Source organism: Dyella japonica A8 (assembly GCF_000725385.1).
In the GTDB taxonomy this organism is placed as follows: Bacteria; Pseudomonadota; Gammaproteobacteria; order Xanthomonadales; family Rhodanobacteraceae; genus Dyella; species Dyella japonica_C.
Window position 1 is genome coordinate 496,288 of record NZ_CP008884.1, and the last position, 25,853, is coordinate 522,140.

Annotated in this window: 17 protein-coding genes and 1 tRNA gene; 8 read left to right on the forward strand and 10 right to left on the reverse strand. The window is 66.2% G+C overall.

Annotated features, from left to right (window positions below; translation table 11 throughout):
* Positions 1 to 19: 19 nt before the first annotated feature.
* Positions 20 to 95, reverse strand: a tRNA-Ile gene (locus tag HY57_RS02055).
* A gap of 168 nt (positions 96 to 263) precedes the next feature.
* Between HY57_RS02055 and HY57_RS02060 the strand changes: the two genes are divergently transcribed.
* Complete coding sequence (locus HY57_RS02060; RefSeq protein ID WP_019465075.1) at positions 264 to 635, forward strand: nuclear transport factor 2 family protein; 372 nt, start codon at positions 264 to 266, stop codon at positions 633 to 635.
* Positions 636 to 750: 115 nt separating this feature from the next.
* Here the strand turns inward: HY57_RS02060 and HY57_RS02065 are convergent, their stop codons facing one another.
* Complete coding sequence (locus HY57_RS02065; protein WP_019465076.1) at positions 751 to 5,250, reverse strand: DEAD/DEAH box helicase; 4,500 nt, start codon at positions 5,248 to 5,250, stop codon at positions 751 to 753.
* Positions 5,251 to 5,457: 207 nt separating this feature from the next.
* Here HY57_RS02065 and HY57_RS02070 point away from each other — a divergent pair, with 207 nt between their 5' ends.
* Both HY57_RS02070 and HY57_RS02075 read left to right on the forward strand, forming a co-directional pair.
* The gene (locus tag HY57_RS02070; protein WP_019465077.1) at positions 5,458 to 7,719 is read left to right on the forward strand and encodes a TonB-dependent receptor; all 2,262 of its coding nucleotides are present in this window, start codon (positions 5,458 to 5,460) and stop codon (positions 7,717 to 7,719) included.
* A 177-nt stretch (positions 7,720 to 7,896) separates the two neighbouring features.
* Positions 7,897 to 8,748 (forward strand): alpha/beta hydrolase, encoded by an 852-nt coding sequence (locus tag HY57_RS02075; RefSeq protein WP_019465078.1) that lies wholly within the window; start codon positions 7,897 to 7,899, stop codon positions 8,746 to 8,748.
* Between the two features lie 240 nt (positions 8,749 to 8,988).
* Here the strand turns inward: HY57_RS02075 and HY57_RS02080 are convergent, their stop codons facing one another.
* The 3 genes from HY57_RS02080 to adiC form a co-directional block, all read right to left on the reverse strand.
* Positions 8,989 to 9,897 (reverse strand): cation diffusion facilitator family transporter, encoded by a 909-nt coding sequence (locus HY57_RS02080; RefSeq protein ID WP_019465079.1) that lies wholly within the window; start codon positions 9,895 to 9,897, stop codon positions 8,989 to 8,991.
* A gap of 185 nt (positions 9,898 to 10,082) precedes the next feature.
* Entirely contained in the window at positions 10,083 to 12,383 is a 2,301-nt protein-coding gene (locus HY57_RS02085) for an Orn/Lys/Arg decarboxylase N-terminal domain-containing protein (protein ID WP_019465080.1), read from the reverse strand.
* Between the two features lie 42 nt (positions 12,384 to 12,425).
* Entirely contained in the window at positions 12,426 to 13,769 is a 1,344-nt protein-coding gene (gene adiC, locus HY57_RS02090) for an arginine/agmatine antiporter (RefSeq protein WP_019465081.1), read from the reverse strand.
* Between the two features lie 622 nt (positions 13,770 to 14,391).
* Here adiC and HY57_RS02095 point away from each other — a divergent pair.
* The 3 genes from HY57_RS02095 to HY57_RS02105 are packed head-to-tail and all read left to right on the forward strand — an operon-like array spanning position 14,392 to position 18,328.
* Positions 14,392 to 15,117 (forward strand): gluconate 2-dehydrogenase subunit 3 family protein, encoded by a 726-nt coding sequence (locus HY57_RS02095; RefSeq protein ID WP_019465082.1) that lies wholly within the window; start codon positions 14,392 to 14,394, stop codon positions 15,115 to 15,117.
* Positions 15,114 to 16,889, forward strand: a complete 1,776-nt coding sequence (locus tag HY57_RS02100) for a GMC family oxidoreductase (RefSeq protein WP_019465083.1) — start codon at positions 15,114 to 15,116, stop codon at positions 16,887 to 16,889. Before HY57_RS02095 ends, HY57_RS02100 begins: the two co-directional genes overlap by 4 nt.
* Positions 16,886 to 18,328: a c-type cytochrome gene (locus HY57_RS02105; RefSeq protein WP_019465084.1), complete on the forward strand. Its 1,443-nt coding sequence runs from the start codon at positions 16,886 to 16,888 to the stop codon at positions 18,326 to 18,328. Before HY57_RS02100 ends, HY57_RS02105 begins: the two co-directional genes overlap by 4 nt.
* Positions 18,329 to 18,347: 19 nt before the next feature.
* On the opposite strand, the gene HY57_RS02110 is transcribed toward HY57_RS02105, so the two are convergent.
* The 4 genes from HY57_RS02110 to HY57_RS02125 are packed head-to-tail and all read right to left on the reverse strand — an operon-like array spanning position 18,348 to position 23,112.
* Positions 18,348 to 19,865 (reverse strand): efflux transporter outer membrane subunit, encoded by a 1,518-nt coding sequence (locus HY57_RS02110; protein WP_050997897.1) that lies wholly within the window; start codon positions 19,863 to 19,865, stop codon positions 18,348 to 18,350.
* Between the two features lie 33 nt (positions 19,866 to 19,898).
* Positions 19,899 to 21,497: a DHA2 family efflux MFS transporter permease subunit gene (locus tag HY57_RS02115; RefSeq protein WP_019465086.1), complete on the reverse strand. Its 1,599-nt coding sequence runs from the start codon at positions 21,495 to 21,497 to the stop codon at positions 19,899 to 19,901.
* A complete protein-coding gene (locus tag HY57_RS02120) occupies positions 21,494 to 22,597 on the reverse strand; it encodes an HlyD family secretion protein (RefSeq protein WP_026033890.1) in 1,104 nt (367 codons plus the stop codon). The genes HY57_RS02115 and HY57_RS02120 overlap by 4 nt, the downstream gene beginning before the upstream one ends.
* Complete coding sequence (locus tag HY57_RS02125) at positions 22,594 to 23,112, reverse strand: winged helix-turn-helix transcriptional regulator (protein WP_192813448.1); 519 nt, start codon at positions 23,110 to 23,112, stop codon at positions 22,594 to 22,596. Before HY57_RS02125 ends, HY57_RS02120 begins: the two co-directional genes overlap by 4 nt.
* A 221-nt stretch (positions 23,113 to 23,333) precedes the next feature.
* On the opposite strand from HY57_RS02125, the gene HY57_RS02130 reads away from it, so the two are divergent.
* Both HY57_RS02130 and glk read left to right on the forward strand, forming a co-directional pair.
* Positions 23,334 to 24,038: an SDR family oxidoreductase gene (locus HY57_RS02130; RefSeq protein WP_019465089.1), complete on the forward strand. Its 705-nt coding sequence runs from the start codon at positions 23,334 to 23,336 to the stop codon at positions 24,036 to 24,038.
* A gap of 166 nt (positions 24,039 to 24,204) precedes the next feature.
* Positions 24,205 to 25,224 carry a glucokinase gene (gene glk / locus HY57_RS02135; RefSeq protein ID WP_026033891.1) on the forward strand — a complete coding sequence of 340 codons (1,020 nt, stop codon included), beginning with the start codon at positions 24,205 to 24,207 and terminating at the stop codon, positions 25,222 to 25,224.
* Between the two features lie 27 nt (positions 25,225 to 25,251).
* On the opposite strand, the gene HY57_RS02140 is transcribed toward glk, so the two are convergent.
* Entirely contained in the window at positions 25,252 to 25,563 is a 312-nt protein-coding gene (locus tag HY57_RS02140; RefSeq protein WP_019465091.1) for a hypothetical protein, read from the reverse strand.
* Positions 25,564 to 25,853 lie beyond the last annotated feature (290 nt).

Consider the following 25,853-nt stretch of genomic DNA (forward strand, 5'->3'; position numbering starts at 1 on the left):
TAGAAAACCCGCAAATTGATGGTGGGCCCACCAGGATTCGAACCTGGAACCAAGGGATTATGAGTCCCCTGCTCTAACCGTTGAGCTATAGGCCCATGCGTGCCGGCGTTGCGCCGGCATGGGGCGGACATGGTAGCCGGGGTGGGCGGGGGCGTCGACGGGGGCGGGGTGGGATTTGCCCGGAAATTCGGCGGGATGGCGCGGGTAACGTAGACTTTGTGCCGTCGCGCCGGGTTTGGCGCCTGTTTTCCGAAGGATGCGCCATGCGCGAGCTGATCGAACGTTACCTGGCTGCCTATAACCGCATGGACGTCAGTGCCATGGTGGCGACGATGCATCGCGAGGTGGTGTTTGAGAATTACACCGCGGGGGTGCTGAGCGTGCGGACGCTGGGCGTGGATGAGCTGAAGCACCTGGCGGAGAGTTCGAGCTTTCTGTTTTCGGCCCGGCGACAGCTGATTCTTGCCTATGAAGAGCGGGATGGAACAGCAACGGCGCACATTCTGTTCGAAGGCACGTTTGCGGTGGATCTGCCCAACGGGGTGCGGGCGGGGCAGTCGATTACCTTGAATGGGCGCAGTGAGTTCCGGCAGCGGGACGGGTTGCTGATTTATATCGGGGATTACAGTGAGTGAGGGGCGCTTCGCCCTCACCTGCCCCAGAAGCCGCATGAGTTCCTCGCGATAACCGCGCCAAAGGCGCTGGGTTCCTGCCTTCGCAGGAACGACGGTGAGGAGATAGCTGGATTTCCTAGTCGTTGAAGCCGACCGCTCGCGCGTTGGCCTTCAGGCTGCTTGCGTCGCTGCGGCGCAACAGGGCGTTGCGCCAGTGTTGTTGCTGGGCCGGGGTGGACTCGGTCAGCCACTGGGGTTTGTTGGCGACCCATGCGGCAACCGGTACGCCGTCTTCGTAGAGCACGCGGGTGCCGGTGACGGCGGGAAGCTTGTTGCCGGCCAGCACGGTGCCGACGAGGTTGAGGGGGTCGGAGCCGCTGACGAGGACGAGCTCGCCATGGGGCTCCTGCTGGCGCACGGCGCGCAGTCGGGCGATGGCTTCGGGCAGGGCGAACTGTTCGCCGACCAGGCCTTCGACGAAGCGGCCGCCGCGGATTTCGCCGCGGGCTTCCAGGCGATGGTAGACGCGTAGCAGTTCGCGCCAGCTGGGAAGCCACGGGGCCTCGCGCTCGAGGAGCTTCCAGAAGACGACGCCGTAGCGCCGGAGAAGGCTGCGGGCGATGTGTTCCAGTTGTTCCTGGTCGAGCTTCTTGTTTGAGGTAGCTGGGGTTTTGGCGAGCACTCGCCCCTCATCTGCCCTGCCGGGCATCTTCTCTCCGGAGGGGAGAAGAACTGCCCGGTCTGACCTCACCAGGGACCAGCGGCCGGCATCCTCGATGCCGGTGAGCATGTGGCGGCGCAGGCGGCGGTGACGATGGTTGTCGCGTTTGGCCGCGGGAACGAGCAGTGCGCGCAGGCCGGCGAAGCTGTCGGCGGTGACGCGGCCGGCGGCAACGAGTTCGCCCAGGGCGTCTTCCAGTTCGGTGCGCAGCAGGCGGGTATCGCTCATCAGTTCGTCGAAAAACAGGGCGCCGTGGTCGCGCAGGGCGTCGAGCACGGCCTGCGCGCGCGAAGAGACAACGGCGTCCTGCGCGTTGGCGTCGACCGCGGCAGCGCAGCTCCACAGGGCCAGGCTGCGGCGCGGCAGCAGCACGATGGGTGTGGCGCGCACGGGGCCACCGCCACCGCCGGAACCGCTGCGCAGGCGGCTCCAGCTGACGCGGCCGGCGCGGCACTGTTCGTCCAGCCAGGTGATGGCGTAGTCGTCGATGCGCGCGGGCAGCAGTTCGCTTTCCCAGGCACTGGCGGCGGCCTCGAAGCCTTCGAGCTGGGTCAGCACGGCGGGCAGCGCGTCGGGGCCGGTGAGGCGCGCACCGGGGGCAACGTGTTGCCAGTCGAACAGGAAACGCATCAGGTCGCGGCGGCTGACGGGTTCGATTTCGCGGCGCAGGCGGCCGATGGTGTAGCGGTGGATGCGCGCCAGCAGGTGGCGTTCGCACCACTCCACCTCGTGCGTGCCGGGCGTGAAGTGGCCCTGCATCACGTAGCCTTCGGATTGCAGGCGCAGCAGGGTCAGATCGATGTCGCCGGGCTCGACGTGGAGTGTCGTCGAGAGTTGCGCAGCCGTCGTCGGGCCGGAGCCGGTAAGGCGGCCGCGCACGAGTTCCAGCAGGGCGTCTTCACGGGTCCAGCTTTGGGCGGCGTACTCGGCGGGGGCGTCGATGGGTGGATGGCGTGCCGCGCCGGGTTGAACGGCCTGCCACTTGGGGAGGTGTTCGGCGGTGGTCCAGATGCCGCCTGCTTCGGTGTTGGACGGCGGCCGGTTGGCCCCCTCTCCCCAGCCCTTCCCCACAAGGGGAGAGGGAGACAGGCGCGCGGCCCGGTGATTTTTCGCGAGGCTGTTCAGCCACGCGTTCCAACCCTCGTTCGCATCCGCTTCGGCCTGCGTGATGCCACCAAGGATGCCCAGGGCTTCGTGCATCTCGTCGGCACTGCGCACCTGTGGCCACGCTTCGTCGCGCACGGAAGCGATGGCATCCGGGTCGAGGCGTCCGAGGTCGTCGGCGCTTTCCGGGTCGCTCCAGCGACGGGATTGCACGGCTTGGGTGCGACGCTCCTCCAGCGGTGCGTCGTCGAGGTAGGCGTAGGGGGCGGCGCTGAGCACTTCGCCGGCAAGCGGACTGGGGGCGGCAAGGTCGCGTGCGACCACGGTAATGCCGCCCTCTTCCAGCCCACGCAGGATATGCAGCAGGCCGTCGACGTCCATCGCTTCGCGCAGGCAATCGTGCATGGTCTGGTTGACCAGCGGATGGTCGGGAACCTCGCGCTCGCCGACGATGTTCTCCAGGCAGGCGACCTGGTCGGGGAATACGGTGGCGAGCAGGTCTTCGCTCTTCATGCGCTGCAGTTGCGGCGGCACTTTCTTGCCGCCTTGGAAGCGTGGCAGCGCGAGCGAGGTGGTGGCGTTCCAGCGCCAGCGCACCGGGAACAGCGGCGCGTCGAGCAGGGCCTGCACCAGCACGTGTTCGGCGGTGCTGGAGTGCAGGTAGCGCGCCACCTCCTCCAGCGGGAAGCTGTGGCTGGTGGAAAGCGACAGCACGATGGCATCTTCCGTCGCGGCCGCCTGTAGTTCGAAGTTGAACTGCCGGCAGAAGCGCTTGCGCAGCGCCAGGCCCCACGCACGATTGATACGGCTGCCCCACGGGGTGTGGATGATGAGCTGGGTGCCGCCGGATTCATCGAAGAAGCGTTCGAACACCAGCGTGTCCTGCGTGGGCAGCACGCCAAGCGCGGCGCGGGCGGCGGCCATGTAGTCGGCCAGCTGCTGCGCGGCGGATTCGCTCATGCCCAGCGTGTGCATCAGCTCATGCATCACGGCGGCCAAGCCACCCTGATCGAGCTGGGCGGCGATGTCCTCGCGCAAACGCGACACGCCATGCGACAGCTCGGCGGTACGGCCCGGTGCCTCGCCCAGCCAGAACGGGATATTGGGCGGCACGCCTTGCGCGTCTTCCACGCGCAGGCGGTCGCGCTCCACGCGCAGGATGCGGTAGCTGGTGTTGCCCAGCTGGAAGATGTCGCCGGCCAGGCTTTCCACGGCGAAGTCTTCGTTGACCGAACCGACGATGGTGGCCTGCGGTTCCAGCACCACCAGGTAATCGGCGGTGTCGGGGATGGCGCCGCCGGAGGTGACAGCAGTGAGGCGTGCGTTGCGGCGTGCGCGCAGCTGCTTGTGCACGGCATCGCGGTGGATGTACGCGGCGCGTGGGCCGTTACGGGTGGTGAAGCCATCGGCAAGCATGCGCACGGTGGCGTCGAACTGTTCGCGCGTGAGGTCGCGGTAGGGATACGCGCGGCGCAGCGTGTCGTAGAGCGCGTCCTCGTTCCATTCCTGGCAAGCCACTTCGGCAACGATCTGCTGCGCCAGCACGTCCAGCGGTTGCGGGGGCTGGATCAGCGTGTCGAGTTCGCCGCGGCGCACGCAGTCGAGCAAGGCGGCGCATTCGACAAGGTCATCGCGCGAGGTGGGGAACAGGCGCGCCTTGGGCGTGCCATTCACCGCATGGCCGGACCGGCCGGCGCGCTGCAGGAAGGCGGCGATGGAGCGCGGCGAGGAGAGCTGGCAGACCAGGTCCACGTCGCCGATGTCGATGCCCAGTTCCAGCGAGGCGGTGGCCACCAGCACGCGCAGGTCGCCACGCTTGAGGCGCTGCTCGGCGTCGAGGCGCTGCTCCTTGGCCAGGCTGCCGTGGTGGGCGGCGACGGCTTCCGTGCCCATGCGCTCGGACAGGTGGCGCGCCACGCGCTCGGCCATGCGGCGCGTGTTGACGAAGACCAGCGTGGTGCGGTGCGACTCCACCAGTTGCGCGAGGCGGTTGTAGACCAGTTCCCAGCAGTCGTTGGACATGACCGCTTCAAGGGGAACCGGCGGAACTTCGATGGCGAGGTCGCGGTGGCGGGTGTGGCCGACGTTGATGATGTTGACGCAGTCCTCTCCCTTCTCGCTGGCGCATGAGGGGCCAGAAAGTTGGGCATGCGCGCCAACCAGGAACTTCGCGACATCCTCGATCGGCTTCTGCGTCGCCGACAAACCGATGCGCAACAAGCGCCGCTGGCACAACGACTCCAACCGCTCCAGCGACAGCGCCAGATGCGCACCGCGCTTGCTGGAGGCCAGTGCGTGGATTTCATCCACGATCACTTCGCGCGTGCTCTTCAGCATGGCGCGGCCCGACTCCGAGCCCAGCAGGATGTAGAGCGACTCCGGCGTGGTGACCAGAATGTGCGGCGGTTGCTTGCGCATCCAGGTGCGCTCGGCCTGCGGCGTGTCGCCCGTGCGCACGGCGGTGCGGATGGCCACGTCCGGCAGGCCCATCTTCTTCAACTCGGCGCGAATGCCTTCCAGCGGCGCCTCGAGGTTGATGCGGATATCGTTGGACAGCGCCTTCAGCGGCGAGACGTAGACCACGGTGGTGGCGTCGGGCAGCGCGCCGTCCTGGGCCACGCCTTCGCGTACCAGCGCGTCGATGACGGAGAGGAAGGCGGTGAGTGTCTTGCCTGAACCTGTCGGCGCGGCGACCAGCGTGTGCCGGCCTGACCGTATGGACGGCCATGCGGCTGTTTGTGGTGCCGTTGGTTCAGGAAAGCTGGCCTGGAACCAGGCGGCGACCGCCGGATGAAAGTCTTGCAGGGGCATGGACTTAAGTGTGGCGCAACGCGCTCTCAGCAGCCGAGACATGGGGACGTCAAGGGATTTTGGCAACGATTCGCAGAAAATTGCGCTTCTGTCCTTGACAGAATTACGTGACAATATCGTTAAGCCGCTCTTCCACTTACGTTTCCTTGCGGCGCTTTCTTGCTCCACACCATCCTTTTTCGCCCTTCCATTCTCCGGGGAAACTCAATGACCGCCGCCAGCCCGACGCGTTTCGCGTTGCTCGCCCTTTCCATTGCCAGCGCCCTTGCTGTTGGAACCACCGCATTCGCACAGGACGCGAACCCGCCCGCCACCGCTCCGGCGAAGGGCCAGAACGGCAAGCCTGTCCAGCTCGAAACCGTCAACGTGACCGCTGAAAAGCGCGTCGAGAACCTGCAGAAGGTGCCGGTCTCCATGACCGTGGTGACGCCGGAGCAGATCAGCAACTACGGCCAGGCCGGTGACACCGTGCTGCAGCTGGCCGGCCGCGCGCCTAGCGTGTACGCCGAAACCTCGTACGGCCGCGAGTTCCCGCGCTTCTATATCCGTGGTCTGGGCAACAGCGACTTCGACCTGAATGCGTCGCAGCCCGTGTCGATGGTGTACGACGACATCGTGCAGGAAAACCCCATCCTCAAGGGCTTCCCGCTGTTCGACCTGCAGCAGGTGGAAGTGCTGCGCGGCCCGCAAGGCACGCTGTTCGGCCGCAACTCGCCGGCCGGCGTGATCAAGTTCGACTCGGTGAAGCCGAGCCAGGAAACCTCGGGCTACGCCAAGGCCTCGTACGGCACCAAGGGCACGGCGAACGCCGAGGCCGCGCTGGGTGGTTCGCTGGGCGGCAACTGGTCGGGCCGCGTGTCGGCACTGGCGCAGCATCGCGACGGCTGGATCGACAACGACTACACCGGCAAGAAGGATGCGCTGGGCGGCTACAACGACCGCGCCGTGCGTCTGCAGGCCATGTATGACGTGCAGGATTTCAACGCGCTGATCAACGTGCACGCGCGCTGGCTCGACGGCAGCGCCATGGTGAACCGCGCCAACGCGATTCCGCTGGGCAGCGACAGCTTCGTGCCGGGCTTCAACCGCGACGTGGTGTACCAGGACGGCAAGAACCGCCAGCACCTGTTCACCTGGGGCAGCAACGTCCACCTCACCTGGAACCTGGGCGACTACACCTTCACCTCGATCACGGGCTTCGAGAAGGCCGACACGTACAGCCTGGGCGACGTGGACGGCGGCATCGCCATCCCGTTGAACCCGAGCCAGGACAAGTACGTCACGCCGTTCCCGTCGGAAACGGCTGACGCGCTGCCGCACGATCGCCAGATCACGCAGGAATTCCGCCTGGCCAGCAACCCGCAGGATCGCCTGAACTGGCAGGTGGGCACGTACTACTTCAACGAAAACATCGCGATCGTCAATTACGACTACAACACGCTCAACAACCACGTGATGGACGGCTATGCGCAGCAGAGCCAGAAGACCACCGCCTGGGCCGTGTTCGGTTCGACCGATTACCACCTCACCGACGATTTCGACGTGCGCGCCGGCGCCCGCTGGTCGCACGACTCGCGTGACTTCCACGTGGACCGCATCCTGTCGCCGATCGGCGGCGGCCCGCTGTCGCTCAGCGCCAACCCGCACGACTCGCGCTGGAGCGGTGACCTGACGGGCACGTGGGAAGTGAACAACAACGTCAACGTGTACGGCCGCATCGCCAACGGCTTCCGCGCGCCGAGCGTGCAGGGCCGCGTGCTGTTCGCGGACTTCATCTCGCAGGCCAAGCCGGAGACGATCACCTCGTACGAGCTGGGCATCAAGACCACGGGCATGGATAACCGTCTGCGCTTCAACGCGGACATTTTCGACTACACCATGCACAACCAGCAGCTCACCGCGGTGGGTGGCGACAACAACGTCACGCGCCTGGTCAACGCCAAGGAAACCCAGGGCCACGGCGCGGAGTTCGACCTGGAGGCGTACGTCACGCCGAACTTCGTGCTCACCGGCGGCGGCAGCTACAACCACACCAAGCTGAAGGACCCGACCCTGGCCGTGGCGCCATGCGGCGCGGGCTGCACCATCCTCAACCCGCTGGATGCCAACGGCAACGTACTGATCAACGGCAACTCGCTGCCGAACGCGCCGGAGTGGATCGGCAACGTCACCGCGCGCTACGGCATCCCGTACGGCGAGAGCGGCGAGTTCTTCGTCTACACCGACTGGAGCTACCGCAGCGAAGTGAACTTCTTCCTGTACGACTCGGAGGAATTCCGCGGCAAGCCGATGCTCCAGGGTGGTGTGCGCGTGGGCTACAACTGGGATTTCGGCAAGCGCGAGATCGCCCTGTACGGCCGCAACATCACCAACAAGCAGTACATCACCGGTGCGATCGACTTCAACAACCGCACCGCGTTCGTCAACGACCCGCGCATCATCGGCGTGGAGTTCCGCACGGACTTCTGACACCCCGGCCGGCGGCAACGCCGGTCGTGCAGTGCATCAAAAGGGAGTGGCCTGGCCGCTCCCTTTTTTATGGGGTCCACAGGAGTGGCTTGTCCGCCTCTTTTCGCCTGACCGGGCGCCACACCAAACTCGCGCCGCTTGTTGCAGAATGCGGACCTTTCCCGTCGAGAGCGCGAAGTGAACCACCCGGACGGCCACGGCAGCGAACAGACCCAGACCCTTGCAATGGCCGACGGCCTGCCCGTGTTCGTGCGCGACTGGCCGAGCAGCCGCGCCCATGCCGCCGTGCTGGTCGTGCATGGGCTGGGCGAGCACAGTGGCCGCTACCAGCGGCTGGCCACCTGGTTCCATGCGCGCGGCTACGCCGTGCGCTGCTACGACCAGCGCGGCCACGGGCACACGCCCGGCCGCCGCGGCGCGCTGACCCATCCCGACGACCTGCTGGAAGACCTGGTCATGGTCTACAACGACTACGCCCGGTCGCTACCCAAGCGCCCGCTGCTGCTCGGCCACAGTCTGGGCGGCCTGGTCGCGGCACGCAGCGTGCTGGACCGCCGCATACAGCCGCCGGCCATGGTGCTGTCCTCTCCTGCCCTGCGCACCTGGGAGCCGTCATGGCGCCGGAAACTGGCGGCAACGCTGGCCAGGGCGCTACCCAACCTGCCACTGCCGAACGGGTTGCCGTTCGACAAGCTCTCGCACGATCCGAAGGTGGAGCCGGCCTACCGCGCCGACCCCCTGCGCCATGGCTGGATCACCCCGCGCCTGGCGGATTTCATCTTCCGCGCGGGCGATACCTCGGTAGCCGATGCCTCCCGGCTCACCATCCCCACGCTGCTGCTGGTGGCGGGGGCGGACAAGCTGGTGAATCCGTCCGGCAGCCGTGATTTCTCCACCGGCAACTGGGCGGGCAGCAAGCTCACCACCCGCTATTTCGATTCGCTGTACCACGAGCTGTTCAACGAGGCCGAGCCGGCGCGCAGCCAGGTGTTGAAGCAGCTAGGGGATTGGCTGCACAAGCTGGGGTGAGTCGCGGCCAGCCGCCACTCTTTTTAGCCGCTACGCTTTTTGTAGGAGCGCACTTGTGCGCGACAAGCCAACGGAGCGTGGCAACGGGGCGCTGCGTTCGCGCACAAGTGCGCTCCTACAGGGTGGCGCGCCCAGCTTACCCAGGCTTTTGAGGGTACCCATCTTGTGGGCGGCAAACCAACGGAGCGGTGACGGCGTGGCGCTGCTGTCGCGCACAGGGTCCGCTCCCACAGGGAGGGATCACATCCACTCCCGCCTGCCGGTGAACATGATGGTGAGCCACTCGGCACGAATGTCGCCGCCGATGCGACGTGCGATGTCGCTGCGTACGGCGTCGACATCGCCCATCTCGCCCAGGGGGCGCGTGGACTCCACCAGGATATGGATGTCGATGAACCGCATGCGGCCCATCTTGGCCACATAGCTGGCGTAACTGAGATAGCCGCGCTCCTGCACCAGCGTGGTCATGACTTCGCGCACGCGCTGATCCAACGCATCGGGTGCCAGTTGCAGCACTTCGCGCAGCGCCTGCCACAGGCTGCCCAGTGGCAGCGGCAATAAGGCCAGGGTGAGCAGCAGCAGGATGCTGGAGTCGATGTAGCGGGTCCACGGATCCAGCGGACCGCCTCTGATCGCCGCGGCCAGCGCGAAGCCCACCAGCACGGCGAGGCTGATGGCGCCGCCAATGAACCAGCCCTTGGCGTCCAGTCGCAGCAGCGCGGAACCGAGTGCCCTGGACTCGCGGCGCATGTACAGCGCCATGGCGAGGCTCGCCACGGCCATGACCGCGGCCCACCCGGCACCGAAACCGAAGGCCAGTTCGTGACCGCCCGTCATCAGGCCGTGCAACGCGGTAAAACCGCCGTAGCTGCAGATGACGGTAAGCACGGCTGCGTTGAACACCAGCACCAGCGGTTCCAGATGCCAGTACCCGAACTGGAAGCGACGGCTGCCTTCGCTGGTGACCAGATGCGAGACTGCCAGCGAACCGGCGGTGAGCACGACGTCCACCAGGGAGTAGAAGCCATCGAAGGCGATGGCTTGCGAGCGCATCAGCAAGCCTACGGTGACGCAGGCCACGCCGACCAGCAGCGTGATGCCGATGGAAAGGCGCAGCTGGCGTTGTTCGCGGGAGTTGTCCATGGGCATGGGGCGAACGTAGCGGGAGCGGCGGGGTGGAAGATACGTGAGTTAATAAGCCAGAAGCAAAGTCACTGGATTCCGGCCTTCGCCGGAATCCAGCGCCTTTGCTTCGGCTTGCAACGCGTCCCGCCTGCGCGTCGCAAGCCTGCAGTGCGCCGCCGAAAAAAGCAGACGCACCGCACCTGCCATATTTACTTCTTCAACACCTCCACCACATACCGCGGCCCGTCCTTGTCCTGCTCGATGATCAGGCCGTGGATGTCCGACTCGAAGCCCGGGAAGCGCTCGTTCTGTTCCTTGGCCGTGCGCAGGCTTTCGAGGATCGGCGAATCCTTCGCGCCGAATTTCTCGCCCGGCATGATCACGGGGATGCCCGGCGGGTACGGCACCAGCATGGTGGCGGCGAGGCGACCGGCGAGCTTGTCGATATCCACGCGCTCCACTTCGCCACGCACCAGACGGTCGTACGCCTCCCACGGCGCGATCACCGGCTGGGGCAGTTCCACGTACATCTCGCGCATCACCTGCGCCACCTTGTTCTTGGTGTTGAACGCGTGCAAGGCGTCGCACAGGTCGCGCAGGCCGGTGCGGGCATAGGCGGCAGGGTGCTCCGCGACCAGCGACGGCAACGCCTTGCTCAGCGGTGCATTGGCGTCGTACAGCTCCTTGAACGCCAGCAGTTCCGTGGTGAGCGTGCTCCACTTGCCCTTGGTCACGCCCATGGAGAACAGGATGAGGAAGGAGTACAGGTTGGTCTTCTCCACCGTAATGCCGCGTCCCCACAGGAAGCGGCTCACCACCGCGGCGGGAATGCCCTGCTTCTCCATCTTGCCGTCCATGCTCAGGCCCGGCATCACCAGCGTGACCTTGATCGGGTCGATCATCACGTAGTCACGCGGCAGATCGCCAAAGCCGTGCCATGTCGCCTTGGGCACGAGCTTCCAGTCGGCCTGCTGGGTGGTGACCGGCTGGCCGGCGCGTTCGCCCTCATCGAGACGTTCCCTGAGGGCATCGGGCTGCCATACGCTGAACCACCAGTCGCCCTTCTTGATGCTGTCGCCCACATGCAGCACGGCGCGGCGGAAGGCGATGGCTTCCTTGTGCATCTGTTCGATCAGGCTGCGGCCGGCGCGGCCCTCCATCATGCGCGAGGCCACATCGCACGAAGCGATGATGCCGTAGTGCGGCGACGTGGACGTATGCATCATGAACGACTCGTTGAAGCGCTCCGCGTCCAGCGCGCGCGTGCGGCTGTTGCGCGCGTGGATCATCGAGGCCTGCGAGAACGCCGCCAGCAGTTTGTGCGTGGACTGCGTGGCGAAGATGATCGGGTCCTGGTCGCGCGGCTTGCCCTTGGCCATCGCGTAGTGGCTGTCGTACATCTCGTGGAAGGCGGCGTAGCCGTACCAGGCTTCGTCAAAATGCAGGAAATCGACGCCACCGCCGATGTCCTTGGCGATCTTCTCCACGTTGTAGCAAAGGCCGTCGTAGGTGGAGTTGGTCACCACGGCGATCTTGGGTTTGAAGTCCTTGCCCTTGGCCTTGGCCGCCTTGCTGGCCAGCGGGTGCTCGGCAATGGCCTTGGCCATCGCCTTGGGCTGGAACTGGTCCAGGCTGATGGGGCCGATGATGCCGTGCGCGTTGCGGCTGGGCGTGAAGTACACCGGCACCGCGCCCGTCATCACCAGCGCATGCAGCAATGATTTGTGGCAGTTGCGGTCGACGAACACCACATCGCCGCGCGCCACCGTGCCGTGCCACACGATCTTGTTGGCGGTGGAGGTGCCGTTGGTGACGAAGAAGGTGTGGTCCGCGCCAAAATTGCGCGCCGCTTCGGTTTCCGCGTCCTTGATGGGACCGGTATGGTCAAGCAGCGAGCCGAGCTCGGGCACCGAGATGGACAGGTCGCTGCGCAGCGTGTTCTCGCCGAAGAACTGATGGAACGCGCGCCCCTCCGCCGACTTGGTGAACGCCACGCCGCCGCCATGGCCCGGCGTGTGCCAAGAGTAGTTCGATTCCGCCGCGTGATGCACCAGTGCCTTGAAGAACGGCGGCATCAGGTTTTCCATGTACTCGTCGGCGGCGCGCATCACCTGCTTGGCGATGAAGGCCTTGGTGTCCTCGTAGAGGAAAATGAAGCCGTGCGTGATGCTCAGCAGCTTGGTGGGAATCTGCTCCACCGTGCGGCGCTCGCCGTACAGGAAGATGGGCAGGTCCTCGCGGTAGGCGAGCTGGGTGTTGAGAAAGTCGTAAAGGCGGTCGAACTGATGCGGCCCCTCTTCCGTGCCGTCGATGGAGATCAGCACCGCCGACGCGGCGTTATAGGTGCGCGCGCCCGCCTCCGCATCGCTCATGGTGAGGCCGCTCAGCACACGATGGCTGTAGCCGCGGATCTCGTCCGCCAGGGCGCGGATGAGGATGCCGTTGATGCGCGGCGAGTCGTAGTCGGCGTCGATGATGACGACGGGGTAATCGAGGGCGTTGAAATACATGGTTGAGCTCCATCAATCGCGGGGGCGAGGGAAAGACGTGGATCAGGCGCGCGGCGTGCCGGGAAGAGGAGCCCGGGTGGCCTTGTCCTGCCGGCGCTGTTCGCTGAAGAACGGGTAGAACACGGTGATGAACAGCATGAACAGGAAGGCGTAGGTCACCATCTGGCCGTTGGTGCCGAAGATGGCCCACAGGCAGTACACCACCGTGACGCTGGTGAGCACCCAGTAGATGCCGGTATGCACCGTGGTGTGGCTCAGCTCCACCGCGAAGTAGCAGGCCACGCAGGAATAGATGTAGGGCAGCAGGGTCAGCACCACCGCGGCCTGCGTGATCACCTCGAACTGCTCCGACGCCGTGGGCGAGGCTGCGGTGATCAGCACGATCAGCGACATCAGCACGCCCACGATCAACAGGCCCTGCACTGGCGTGTCGTCCTTGTTGGCCTTGCTGAAGATCTTGGGAAACAGGCCGTCGTCGCCGGCGGCCTTGGCGCTCAGCGCGGTCAGCAGGATCCAGCCGCCCAGCGAGCCACCCGCGCCCAACGCCGCGCACAGGCTCACCACGCCGCCGCCGATGTTGCCGATGGCCACCTGCGCGGCCAACGCGAACGGTGCGTCCGCCACCTGCAGCTGGTCGTTGGGAATCATGCCCATGATCACGGCAGAACTGGAGATGTACACCACGGCCGCCAGCGCCACACCGGCGATGGTGGCAATGGCGACGTTCTTCTCCGGGTCCTTCACCACCGCGGCCGACACCGACGCCGATTCCACGCCGATGAAGGCCCACAGGGTCAGCGAAGCTGCGCCAGAGATCGCCTGGAAGTCGCCCTTGCCGGTCACGTTGTACGCGGCGGAGAACAGATCGCTCTTGAAGAAGAACCAGCCGAAGATGGCAATGCCGAACAGCGGCACCAGGGCAAACGAGGTCGTGATCGACTGGATGCGCGTGACCACCTGCGCGCCAAGGATGTTGGCGAAGGTGAACAGCCAGATCAGCACCAGCACCACGATGGTTCGCACCAACGGCTGTGACAGCGCGGGAATGAAGTAACTGAAGTAGCCCACTGCCGCGACAGGCAGTGCCACGTTGCCAATCCAGTTGGCGAACCAGTAGATGGTGTTGGTCTGGAAGCCCATATACGGGCCGAACGCGTCGCGCGCATAGGCATAGGGGCCACCCGCCTTCGGCGCGAGCCGCCCCAGCTTGGCGAACATGAAGGCCAGCAGCAGCGAACCGATGGTGGTGACTACCCAACCCCACATCGACACGCTGCCGATCTTGGCGAGGCTGCCCGGAAGCAGGAATACGCCCGAGCCCATCATGTTGCCGGCGACCAGGAAGGTGGCTGCGACGACGCCGATCTTGCGCTTTTCATCTGCCATGACGAGGCTCCAGGGATTCAGACGGGGAGTTGCTGAAGGAAAGGACGCAAGCCTTCGTCAGCACGCACGAAGCGCGAAGCGACGGCAGGAGTGAGCGGGGAGGCGACGTCACGGCGCCTGCTTGCCAGGACGCACGCGGTGGAGCGTGTGCGGCGCCGACATGGCGTTGAACCTGCGGGATCATCGGGTGACACACTCCATGTCGAGGCCGACCTCGGCATCGCCCGCAAGCAGGTGGCAAACCCAACCCCTGCGATCAAAACGCATGGCGGTCGACATCCATCGGCCTCTGCGTTCGTCCAGCGACACCCCGAGTGGCGATTGTCGTCATGCGCAGGGTCGACATGCCGTGAAGAATGATCGGCAAGCCAGGGGAAAAATGTCGCATCGTCGTGCATCTCCGGTGCAACAGCTTGTCAACGGACTTTCACGTTTTGCTGCCACCTGTCACGTCAGGATGGCAGGGCCTGTTCAACATCCGTCTTCTTGCCGGTCGTCATTCCGGCGCACCCCGACATGGGGGCAAGGGCCGGAGGCGGAATGACGGTGAAGGAAGTGGGCGTTCAAGCGAGATTTCGAACAGGTTCGAAGTGCGTATCGTGCGTCCGGTATGGGGGTTGTCATGTCGAGCAAGCCCAGTTCGCCTTCGCGTCGCGACTTTCTTCGTCAATCGCTGGTGGCGGTTCCGGCGGTCAGCCTGTTGGGAACATCGGCCACCGCGCAGACGCAGGGCGGCACGGCCGCCGCGCCAGCCGCTGCCGCGACGGGAAAATACACGCCGCGCTATTTCACGGCACCGGAATGGGAGTTTCTCGAAGCCGCCGTCGACCGCCTGATTCCCGCCGGCGAGGACGGCCCCGGCGCGGTGGAAGCCGGCGTGCCGGAATTCCTCGATCGCCAGATGGAAGCGGCCTACGGACATGGCGGCCTCTGGTACATGCAGGGGCCGTTCGTACCCGATTCGCCGCCGACGCTGGGCTACCAGCTGCGCTACACCCCGCGCGAGTTCTATCGCAAGGGTATCGCCGCCATCGACGACTGGTGCCAGAAGCAGCACCAAAAGAAGTTCGCGGCGCTGCCGCCTGATCAGCGCGATGCCATCCTGCACCAGTTGGAAAAAGGCGAGATCAAGCTCGACGACGTTCCCACCGCCGCGTTCTTCTCACAGCTGCTGACCAATACCAAGGAAGGCTACTTCGCCGATCCGATGTACGGCGGCAACAAACAGATGGGCGCGTGGAAGATGATCGGCTTCCCCGGTGCCCGCGCCGACTTTGCCGACTGGATCGAGCAGCCCGGCAAGACGTATCCGTTCGGGCCGGTGTCGATCGGAGAGGCCAAGTCATGATCCGCATGAAACCGGTCGACGTGGTGATCGTCGGCTTCGGCTGGACCGGCGCCATCATGGGCATCGAGCTGGCGGGCACGGGCCTGAAGATCCTGGCGCTGGAACGCGGCGCGTATCGCGACACCTCGCCGGACTTCACCTATCCGCACAACGCCGATGAGCTGGCCTATGGCATCCGCGGCGAATTGTTCCAGCCGCTGGCGCGTGAAACCGTGACGGTGCGCCACAGCGTCAGCGACACCGCCGTGCCGTATCGCCAGTACGGCTCGTTCCTGTTCGGCAACAACGTCGGCGGCGCGGGCATCCACTGGAATGGCCAGCACTACCGGCCCTCGCCCGAGGACCTGGAATTCCACAGCCACATCAGCCAGCGCTATGGGCCGAAGTTCATGCCCGACGACATGCAGATCCAGGACTACGGGGTCAGCTACGACGAACTGGAACCGTTCCTGGAAAAGTTCGAATACCTGTGCGGCACCTCGGGCACGGCGGGCAATCTCAACGGCGAGATCAAGCCGGGCGGCAACCCGTTCGAAGGTGCGCGCAGGAAGCCCTATCCGAACCCCGCCGTGGGCGACACCTACGGTGCGAAGCTCTTCGCGGACGCCGCGCGCGCGGTGGGATACCACCCGTTTCCGCAACCGTCGGACAACGCGTCGCGTCCTTACACCAACCCGCACGGCGTGCGGCTCGGCCCGTGCAACCTGTGCGGCTACTGCGAGCGCTTCGGCTGCTTCATGTATTCCAAGGCGTCACCGCAGACCACCATCCTGCCCGTGCTGATGCGCAAGCCGAACTTCGAACTGCGCACGCACAGCCACGTCACGAAGATCAATCTCGACTCCTCCGGCAAGCGGGCGACCGGCGTCACCTATATCGATGCGCAGGGACAGCAGGTGGAGCAGCCCGCCGAACTGGTGATCGTGTCCGCCTTCCAGATGCACAACGTGCGGCTGATGCTGCTGTCGGGCATTGGCACGCCCTACGACCCGAGCACCGGCAAGGGCGTGATCGGCAAGAACTATGCGTACCAGATGATGAGCAGCATCGGCGTGTTCTTCGACAAGGACGTGGCCATCAACCCGTTCATCGGCGCGGGCGCCGGTGGCGTGCAGATCGTGGATGATTTCAACTCCGACCACTTCGACCACGGCCCGCACGGCTTCGTGGGCGGCGCGTACATCTACGGCGGACAGACCGGTGGGCGGCCGATCCAGCAACTGATCGTTCCGCCGGGTACGCCGTCTTGGGGCGCGGCCTGGAAAAAGGCGGCCAAGGACAGCTACCTGCACGCCACCACCGTGGCCACGCATGGTTCGGTGATGGCGTACCGCGACCGCTTCCTCGACCTTGACCCCACCTACAAGGATGCCTTCGGCCTGCCACTGCTGCGCATCACGTTCGACTGGCACGACAACGAATACAAGATGTCGCAGTTCGTGACCGAACGCGCGCAGACCATCGTCAAGCAGATGAACCCCAAGGCCACCTCGCTGACGCTGCGCAAGCCCGGCGACCATTACGACATCCGGCAATACCAGACCACGCACACCACGGGCGGCGTGATCCAGGGGCCGTCGCCCGACATCAGCGCGCTCAACCGCTTCCAGCAGAGCTGGGACGTGCCCAACGTGTTTGTCACCGGCGCGTCGGCGTTCCCGCAGAACCTGGGCTACAACCCGACCGGCCTTATCGGCGGCCTCACTTACCTGTCCGCCAAGGCCATCCGCGAGACCTACCTCAAGCAACCCGGCCCCTTGGTGCAGGCATGAACACCTTCGACACGCCCCGTCGTCGCAACGGTGGTGGCCTTGGGCGCCTCATCGTCGTGCTGCTCGTTCTGGTGGTGATCGCGTGGGTGGTGGCCATGCTGTTCCCCGGCGGCGGGGGCGATCCCACGGCCAAGGCGCCGGCATCGACGCCCGACCAGATCAAGCAGGGCGAATACCTCGCACGTGTCGGCGATTGCGCGGCGTGCCACACCGCACCGGGCGGCCAGCCCTTCGCGGGCGGCCTGGCGATCGGTTCGCCCATCGGCACCATCTACAGCACCAACATCACGCCTGATCCCGAGAGCGGCATCGGCAAGTACAGCTATGGGGAATTCGAGCGCGCCGTGCGTCGCGGCATCGATGCCGAGGGGCACACGCTCTACCCGGCCATGCCCTACCCCTCGTATGCCAAGGTCAGCGACCAGGACGTCCAGGCGCTTTACGCCTATTTCATGCACGGCGTGCAGCCCGTGAAACAGGACAACAAGGCCGAAGGCATCACGTGGCCGCTCTCCATGCGTTGGCCGCTCACCTACTGGCGCTGGCTGTTCGCGCCGTCGGTGACGCCGATAGAAAGCGCGGCGACGGGCGATGCGACCCTCGCGCGCGGCCAGTACCTGGTGGAAGGCCTGGGCCATTGCGGCGCCTGCCACACGCCGCGCTCGTTCACGCTGCAGGAAAAGGCGCTGGGGCCCAACCAGGGCATGGCGTACCTGAGCGGCGGCGAGAGCGATCACTGGGTGGCTCCCAGCCTGCGCGGCGAACTGGCCAGCGGCCTGGGCAGTGTCGGCGAGGAAGAACTGGCCACCCTGCTCAAGAGCGGGCGCTCGGATCGCAGCGCCGTGTTCGGCGGCATGGGCGACGTGGTCGAACATAGCACGCAGTACATGAGCGACCCCGATCTTGCCGCCATCGCCCACTTCCTCAAGTCGCTGCCGCCGGCCCGGCAGGAGCAGGCACTGAGCTACAACGAAGCCACGCACGCGGCGCTGACCAGTGGCGCTGCCAGCGCGCCGGGGGCACAGCTTTACGTGGACAACTGCGCCACCTGCCACCGCACCGACGGCCATGGCTATGCCGCGGTATTTCCCGCGCTCGCGGGCAACCCGGTGCTCAACGGCGATAACGCCGGCTCAGCGATCCGGCTGGTGCTGCACGGCGGCACCATGCCCTCCGGTCGCGACGCGCCCACGCAATTCAGCATGCCGGCCTTCCGCGAGCGGCTGAACAACCAGCAGATCGCGGAGATCCTCAGCTTCGTGCGTTCCAGCTGGGGCAATCGCGGCGGCGCGGTAACGGCGCAGGACGTGGCGCGTCTGCGCGACCTGCCACCGGCGGGCCAGCCGCTGATGACGGGCTACGACCCGCGCCAGAAAGGTTCCGATGCACCCGGGCCGAACGCCGAGGATCAGGCCGGCACGCCGGTGACGAACAAGTAGCCGCCCGCCGAGGCGGCGCTCAGCGCGCCGCCACCGACGTTGTCTCCCCGCCGCTGCCCGACCAGCCGCCACCCAGCGCACGGAACGTGGCCACGGCGGCGCGCGCGTCATCCGCGTGCACGCGAGCCAGCTCGTCGCGCGAGGCCAGCAGTTGGCGATCTTCGTCAAGCACTTCGATCAGGCTCACCGCGCCGCCCTTGTAGGCGTCCTGTGCGGCATCGCGCGCCGTCTGGTGGGCCTGCACTTCCTGCAGCAGGTCGCGGTGCTGCGTTTCCAGTTCGGCCAGCGAGACGATGGCATTCTCCACGTCTTCCGTAGCGCGCAGCATGGACTGGCGATACAGCGCCAGCGCCTCGGCGTTGGCGCCCTTGGCCTGGGCCACTTCTGCATCGACGCGCCCGAAGTCGAACAGGCGCCAGTGCAGGCCCAGTACGGCCTGCGGCTGGAAGGCCTGCGAGGAAAACAGCGAGCCGCTCTGCAGGCTTTCGAAACCCAGCAGGCCACCCAGGGACACCTTCGGGTAGTACTCGGCCACGGCGACGCCGATGCGCGCATTCGAGGCGGCAAGCCTGCGTTCGGCGGCGATCACGTCGGGGCGACGGCGCAGCAGCATGTCCGGGCCGCCATCGGTGGCGATCGCCGGCACGGTGAAGCGTTGCGGGCTGTCCTTGAGTTCCACGGCATAGGTGCCAGGCGCGGCGCCCATCAGCACATCAAGGCGATTGAGCTGCTGTTGCAGCGTGGTGCGCAGCGGCGGCAGCGTGACCTGCGCCTGCAACACCAGCGCCTGTGCCTGCGCCACTTCGCGCGAGGTGGCAAGGCCGCCGGCAAGGCGCACCTTCACCAGATCGAGCAGCTGCTGCTCAGTGTCGACCTGTTGCTGTGCGAGGCGGATGCGTTCCTGTGCGCCACGCACCTGGAAGTAGCTGTCCGCCGCCTCGGCTGCGACGGAGATGCGCACGCCATCCTGGCTGGCTTCCGCTGCCTGTGCTTCGTCATCGGCCGCTTCGGCGCCGCGATGCAGGCCGCCGGCGATATCCAGTTCCCAGCTTGCGCCCACGCCGATGTTTTCCAGGGTCTGCGTCCGTTGATAGCCCGGGGCATGACTGGCGATCTCACCCAGCGGACTCTTGGTGGACTGACGCTGCTGTACGACTTGCGCGTCCAGGCTGCCCTGCGGCGCCAGCTGCGCACCGGCCTCGCGCGCGGCGGCACGGGCCTGGTCCACGCGCGCCATGGCGGCGGCGAGATCCAGGTTCTGCGTCATGACGCGGCCGATGATGAGGGACAACTCCGGATCATCGAAACCCTGCCACCACGCATCGAGCGCGGGTGGCGCGCGGCTGGCGTCACGCTCCTGCAACAGCGACTGGCCGGTGTAGTTTGCGTGGGTCTTCACGTCGGGGCGCACGTAGTCGGGGCCGACGGTGCAGCCGGCCAGGCCGATCAGCGCGGCCGCCACGACGCCAAGACGCAGGGAGTAGCGACGCGACCATGACCGTGACGCACCGCCGGGGAACGAAGGGGATGTGTTCATCGTGATGTCTCGAAGATCGAAGGAAGATGGGAATCAGTGCGCATCGGCGGACGGGCCGGCCGGCGGCGCCACCTTGCGCATCAGCGGAACCATCGCGGTCGCGACGACAAAGCACGCGCCGATGACCAGGAAGGCATCGGAGAACGACAGCGTCAGCGCCTCGCGGAAGGCCAGTTGCCATAGCTGGTGCAGCGAACCGTCGGTGGCATCGCCAAGGTTCTGTCCGAGTTCGGACAGGCGGCCGGTGGTGGTCGACAGCCAGCCGTTCATCGCTTCGTTGCTTGCGTTGAGCCGTTCGGCCAGGTGATAGAAGTGCTCGTTGGTACGGTCGTTGAGGATGGTCGCGCACACGGCAATGCCAATGGCGCCACCCAGATTGCGCATCAGGTTGAACAGGCCCGAGGCCAGCCTGAGCCTTGCAGGCGGCAGGCCGCCCAGCGTCAGCGTTACCGCAGGCGCCACCGCCAGCTGCTGCGCCATGCCACGCAGTGCCTGCGGAAGCAGCAGTTCACTCGCGCTCCAGTCGTGCGTGATGGGCGCGAAGTTCCACATCGAGATGGCGAACATGGCCAACCCCACCATCATGATCCAGCGCAGGTCGTAACGGCGCGCGAGGAACGTGTAGATGGGAATGGTCAGGATCTGGAAGACGCCCGTGGAGAAGATCGCCTCGCCGATCTGCAACGCGCTGTAGCCGCGCACGCGGCCCAGGAATAGCGGCGTGAGATAGATGGTGGAGAACAGGCCCACGCCGGTGATGAAGGAAAAGAAGCTGCCGAGCGAAAAGTTGCGGTCCTTCAGGGCGCGCAAGTCCACCACCGGATGCGCGTAGGTGAGCGAGCGCACGATGAAGCCCACGCCGGCGAGGCCGGAGATCCAGGCATTGGCGAGGATCACGCGGTCGCTGAACCAGTTCCAGCGCGGGCCTTCTTCCAGCGTGTACTCCAGGCATCCCAGGAACGCGGCGAGCAGCACCATGCCGACGTAATCGGCGTGCTTCAGCAGCGACCAGTCCGGGCGGTCGATATTGACCAGCAGCGGTACCGCCACCGTGACGAAGATGCCCGGCACCAGGTTGATGAAGAACAGCCAGTGCCATGATGCGTGGTCGGTGATCCAGCCACCCAGCGTGGGCCCCAGCGTGGGCGCCAGCGAGGCGATGGCCCCGATGGTGGCCGCGGCGACCACGCGCTGCTTGTTCTCGAAGAACACGAACGCGGTGGTGAACACGGTGGGGATCATCGAGCCGCCCAGGAAACCCTGCAGCGCGCGGAACACGATCATGCTCTGGATGTCCCAGGCGGCGCCGCACAGCATGCTGGTGATGGTGAAGCCCGCGGCGGAGACGGCGAACAGCCAGCGCGTGGACATGACGCGGGAAAGCCAGCCCGACAGCGGGATCACCACGATTTCGGCGATCAGGTAGCTGGTCTGCACCCACGCGGTTTCATCGGTGCCGGCAGAAAGGCCACCGCCGATGTCACGCAGCGACGCGGACACGATCTGGATGTCCAGCAGCGCGATGAACATGCCTACGCACATGGTGGCGAAGGCGAAGATCTTCTGCGCCATGCCCAGGGCCGCCGGGTCCATGGGCGCGGCGAACGGCGCGCGCGCGGCGATGGCGTTCATGGAGCAGCTGTCTTGGCGCGCGTGTCCACATCAGCCACCACGGAGAGGCCCGGGCGAAGCACGCCGAGCTGGTCGTCCGCCTTGTCCAGCACCACGCGCACCGGCACGCGCTGCACGACCTTGGTGAAGTTGCCGGTGGCGTTCTCCGGCGGCAGCACGCTGAACTGCGCACCGGTGGCCGGCGCAAGACTGGCCAGGTGCCCGTGGAACACGCGGCCCGGCAGCACGTCCGCGCGGATCTCGACGGCCTGGCCGGCACTCATGCGCGCCAGCTGGTCTTCCTTGAAGTTGGCATCCACCCACAGGCCATGCGCCGGCACCACGGACAGCAGCTGCGAACCCGCGGCGGCATAGGCGCCCGTGCGTGCGCGGCGGTTGCCGACCACGCCGTCCACCGGTGCACGCAACTCGGTATAGCTTTCGTTGAGTCGCGCGATGTCCTGCTCGGCTTTCGCCTGCTGCAGCGCTGCGCGGGCCTGCTGCTTCTGCGATTCGATCACGTCGATCTGGCGCTGCGCGGCCATGAGCGCGGCCTGCGCCTTGTCCGAATCGGCGCGGGCGGTCTTGAAGGTGGCGTCGGCGCGCTGCGCGCTTTCGATGGAGACGGCCGAACGGCTGGAGAGATCGCGATAGCGCGCTTCGTCATCGCGCGAGCGCTGCGTTTCGGCGTCGGCAGCGGCCACGCTGGCCTGCGCCTGGCGGATCACCGCTTCTTGCAGTTTCTCGGTCGCATCGAGGTTGGCCAGCAGCGCTTCCTGTGCGGCCACGGCGCCATCGGCCTTGGCCAGCGCGGCGCGATAGTCGCGGTCGTCGATCTTCACCAGCAGGTCGCCGGCATGCACGACCTGGTTGTCCGTCACGGCCACCTGGGCGATGTAACCGGGCACCTTGGGGCCGATGACGGTGACGTCGCCGCCCACATAGGCGTCGTCGGTGTCTTCGATGAAGCGGCCGACGGTCCACCAGTGGCCACCGTAAACGACGCCGGCGATGACACCGGCGCCGATGGCGAGGCGCATGAGCTGCTTTTTCCGGTGGGGCGGCCTGGGCTCGACCAGGTCAGGGGTGTCCGCGCGTTCAGCGGCAGTGGCGACGGTCATGGGAGTGACTCCGGGAGAGGGGGATCGGAAAGGGTTGGGCACGCCTGCGCCTGGCATGAGTTCCTGAACTCGATGCGCGCACGCATGCGCTCGTCGGCGGCGGGGCCGGCGCGCATCTGGTGGCGTTCGCGCGTGATGGGTTCGCCGGTGCGGCGGTCAGCCAGCACGGGGTCGACGACATGGCCGGTCACGCGGTCGACCAGCTCGATGGCATGGCCCTCGGGCGCGAAGTGGCGGTTGCCCCACGCCATCATGGCGAGCAGCACCGGGCGGAAATCACGGCCGCGCTCGGTCAGCACGTACTCGTGGCGCACCGGCCGGGTGCTGTAGCGGTGCCGCTCGAGCATGCCCGTCTCCACCAGCATCGAAAGGCGGCGGCTGAGGATGTTGGGCGCGATGCCCAGGCTGGCCTGGAACTGGTCGAAGCGACTCAGCCCGTAAAAGGCGTCCCGCAGGATCAACATGCTCCACCACTCGCCGACCCGGTCCAGGCCGCGGGCGATAGGGCATTGCATGTTTTCCGAACCGGTGCGGCGCACGGCGGCGGCCTCGCCATCTTTTAGATGATGATCATCATATAAATGCTAACTTGCGGAATGCAAGTGACTTTTTGTGATGACTGCGTGAAGAGGCGGGCGCCCGGACGATCAGGAACGAGGCCTTGAAAGGCTGGCGTCCATCCTTTATATGATTTATATCATTCTAAAACCCACTTCCCCTGCAACGGACACACACCATGAAAATCCAGGGCTCAACCGCACTCGTCACCGGCGCCAACCGCGGCCTCGGCCTCGCCTTCGCCAAGGCCTTGCTCGCCGCTGGTGCGCGCAAGGTCTATGCCGGCGCACGCGATCCTTCCACCGTCACCCTGCCCGGCGTGGTGCCGGTGAAGCTGGACGTGACCAACCCCGCCGACGTCGCCGCGGCCGCTGCGCTGGCTTCGGATGTCGACATCGTCATCAACAACGCCGGCATCACCGGCGGTACGCCGCTGCTCGACGCGAAGCATGGCGAAAGCAACCTGCGCCGCATCATGGAAACCAACGTCTACGGCATCCACACCGTCAGCGCGGCCTTTGCGCCCGTGCTGAAGAAGAACGGCGGCGGCGCGCTGGTCAACATGCTTTCCGCACTGAGCTGGATCAGCCTGGACAGCACCAGCGCCTACTCCGTCTCCAAGGCGGCCGCATGGGCGCTCACCAACAGCCTGCGCAACGAACTACGCCCGCAGGGCACGCAGGTGCTGGGCATCCATGCCGGTTACATCGACACCGACATGGTCAGCCATGTCACCGCACCCAAGACCAGCCCCGCCGATATCGCCCAGCGCACGCTGGAAGCACTCGAGCGCGGGGACTCGGAAATACTTGCCGATGAAACTGCCCGGCAGGTGAAAGCAGGCTTCAGCGCACCGCGCGCCGCCTATCTCGGCGCAGCCTGATCGCGGCATCGCGGACGGAACCGGCCGCTCCGTCCGCGATGGACGGCCGGACGTCCAGCCATTCGCCGCCGAATGGCTAAAAAAGCTGTCATTCGCTGCACTGCACTACTGGACGAAAAAGCCCGGGGGCGTCACCCTTACCGTCTCCCCAAGTGCAGGATCGTCCATGAGAACACCAGCCCGCGCCGCCCCGACCCTGCTTGCAGACCTCGGCGGCACCAACGTGCGATTCGCGCTGGCTGATACGGGCCGAGCCAACCCCTTGATGGACGACAGCGTGCGCCGCTATCGCGTCAAGGATTACGCCTCGCTGGCGGAAGCCATCCGCCAGTACTTCGCCGACACCGGCCTCACCGCCTCGCGCGCCGTCATCGCGGCCGCTGGCCGCGTCAGCGAAGGCGAGACGGTGAAGGTCACCAACAATCCGTGGCAGGTCGCAGCGCATGGGCTGCAGGCCGAGCTGGGCATGGAATCGGTCCACCTGGTCAACGATTTCGCCGCACAGGCCATGGCCGTGCCACTGCACACGCTGGACCAGCTCGCCTCGGTGGGCCCGCAGGCGATGCCGCAAGCAGGCGCCCGCGACACGCAGACCTTTGTGGTGGTTGGCCCCGGCACGGGCCTGGGCGTGGCGGGCCTGATGCGTCGCGAAGGCCGCTGGATCGTGCTGGAAACCGAAGGCGGCCATGCCGGCTTCGCCGCACATACGGCGGAGGACGTGGAGATCCTGCATCGCCTCAACGCGCGCTTCGGCCGCGTCTCCAGCGAACGCATGATCTGCGGCAATGGCCTGGTGAACCTCTACCTGGCCCTGGCCGACATCGCCGGCCAGCCGCCGGAGGAATACACACCCGAAGACATCACCGCTCGTGCCGAAGCAGGCACCGATGCGCTGTGCGTGCGCACGGTGGAAACGCTCGCCGGCATCTTCGGCAGCGTGGCCGGCGACCTGGTGCTGAGCCTGGGTGGCTGGGACGGCGTGTTCCTCACCGGCGGCATGCTGCCGATTCTGCTGCCGTGGCTGAAACACGGTGGCTTCCGTGAGCGCTTCGAAGCGAAGGGCCGTTTCCGGGAAACCCTGGAACAGGTCCCGACCGTGGCCATGATGCACCCGGATCCGGGTCTGCTCGGCGCCGCGGCGCTGGCCGTGCTCGACGCCGGCATGCCGCTGCTGCCGAACGGCTGACGTCACCGCCAGCCGTCGACTGCCCGATCAGCGGTACTGGCGGGTGACAACAAACTTGCGGCCGCCATCCGCGCGCCCCACGAAGTAATCCAGCATGGCGATGCCACTGTGGCCAGTCGCCATGCCCATCTGCTCCACATAGACGGCGCGCGCCGAAGGCAACGCGCCGCAGCCGCCCACGCCGCCCTGCACACCCAGCGGCGGCACCCCTGAGCTGCACGCCGAGTTGACCACACTGCCCACGAAGCTGATGCGAGCGTAGGCATCGTCGGCGTGGCTGATGCCGGCGACCGCGTCGGTCGCGATACCGAAAACAACGAGCAAGCCGAAGTGTTTCATGACATTCCCCTCAGAATGGATGATCGGTGCGTCGCGCGTACGCTCCTCGGAGGGCCTGCCTTGATGACCTTCGCAGAGAGTCGGGCGCGTTGAACGCACCTGACCCGTCGCGACCGGCATGCCTCGCCCCCCGGCAGGATGCGCCCGTCCGACGCGGCACACGCTAGGTCGTCCGGCTCGCGTTTTCTGTCATCCCACGCGTGGCCCTACACCGCGACGTGCGCCGCGTCACGCTAGGCCGGAAGCATGCATGCCGGTGCTACGCTGTAGCGCCCTCCCCGATCGAGCCA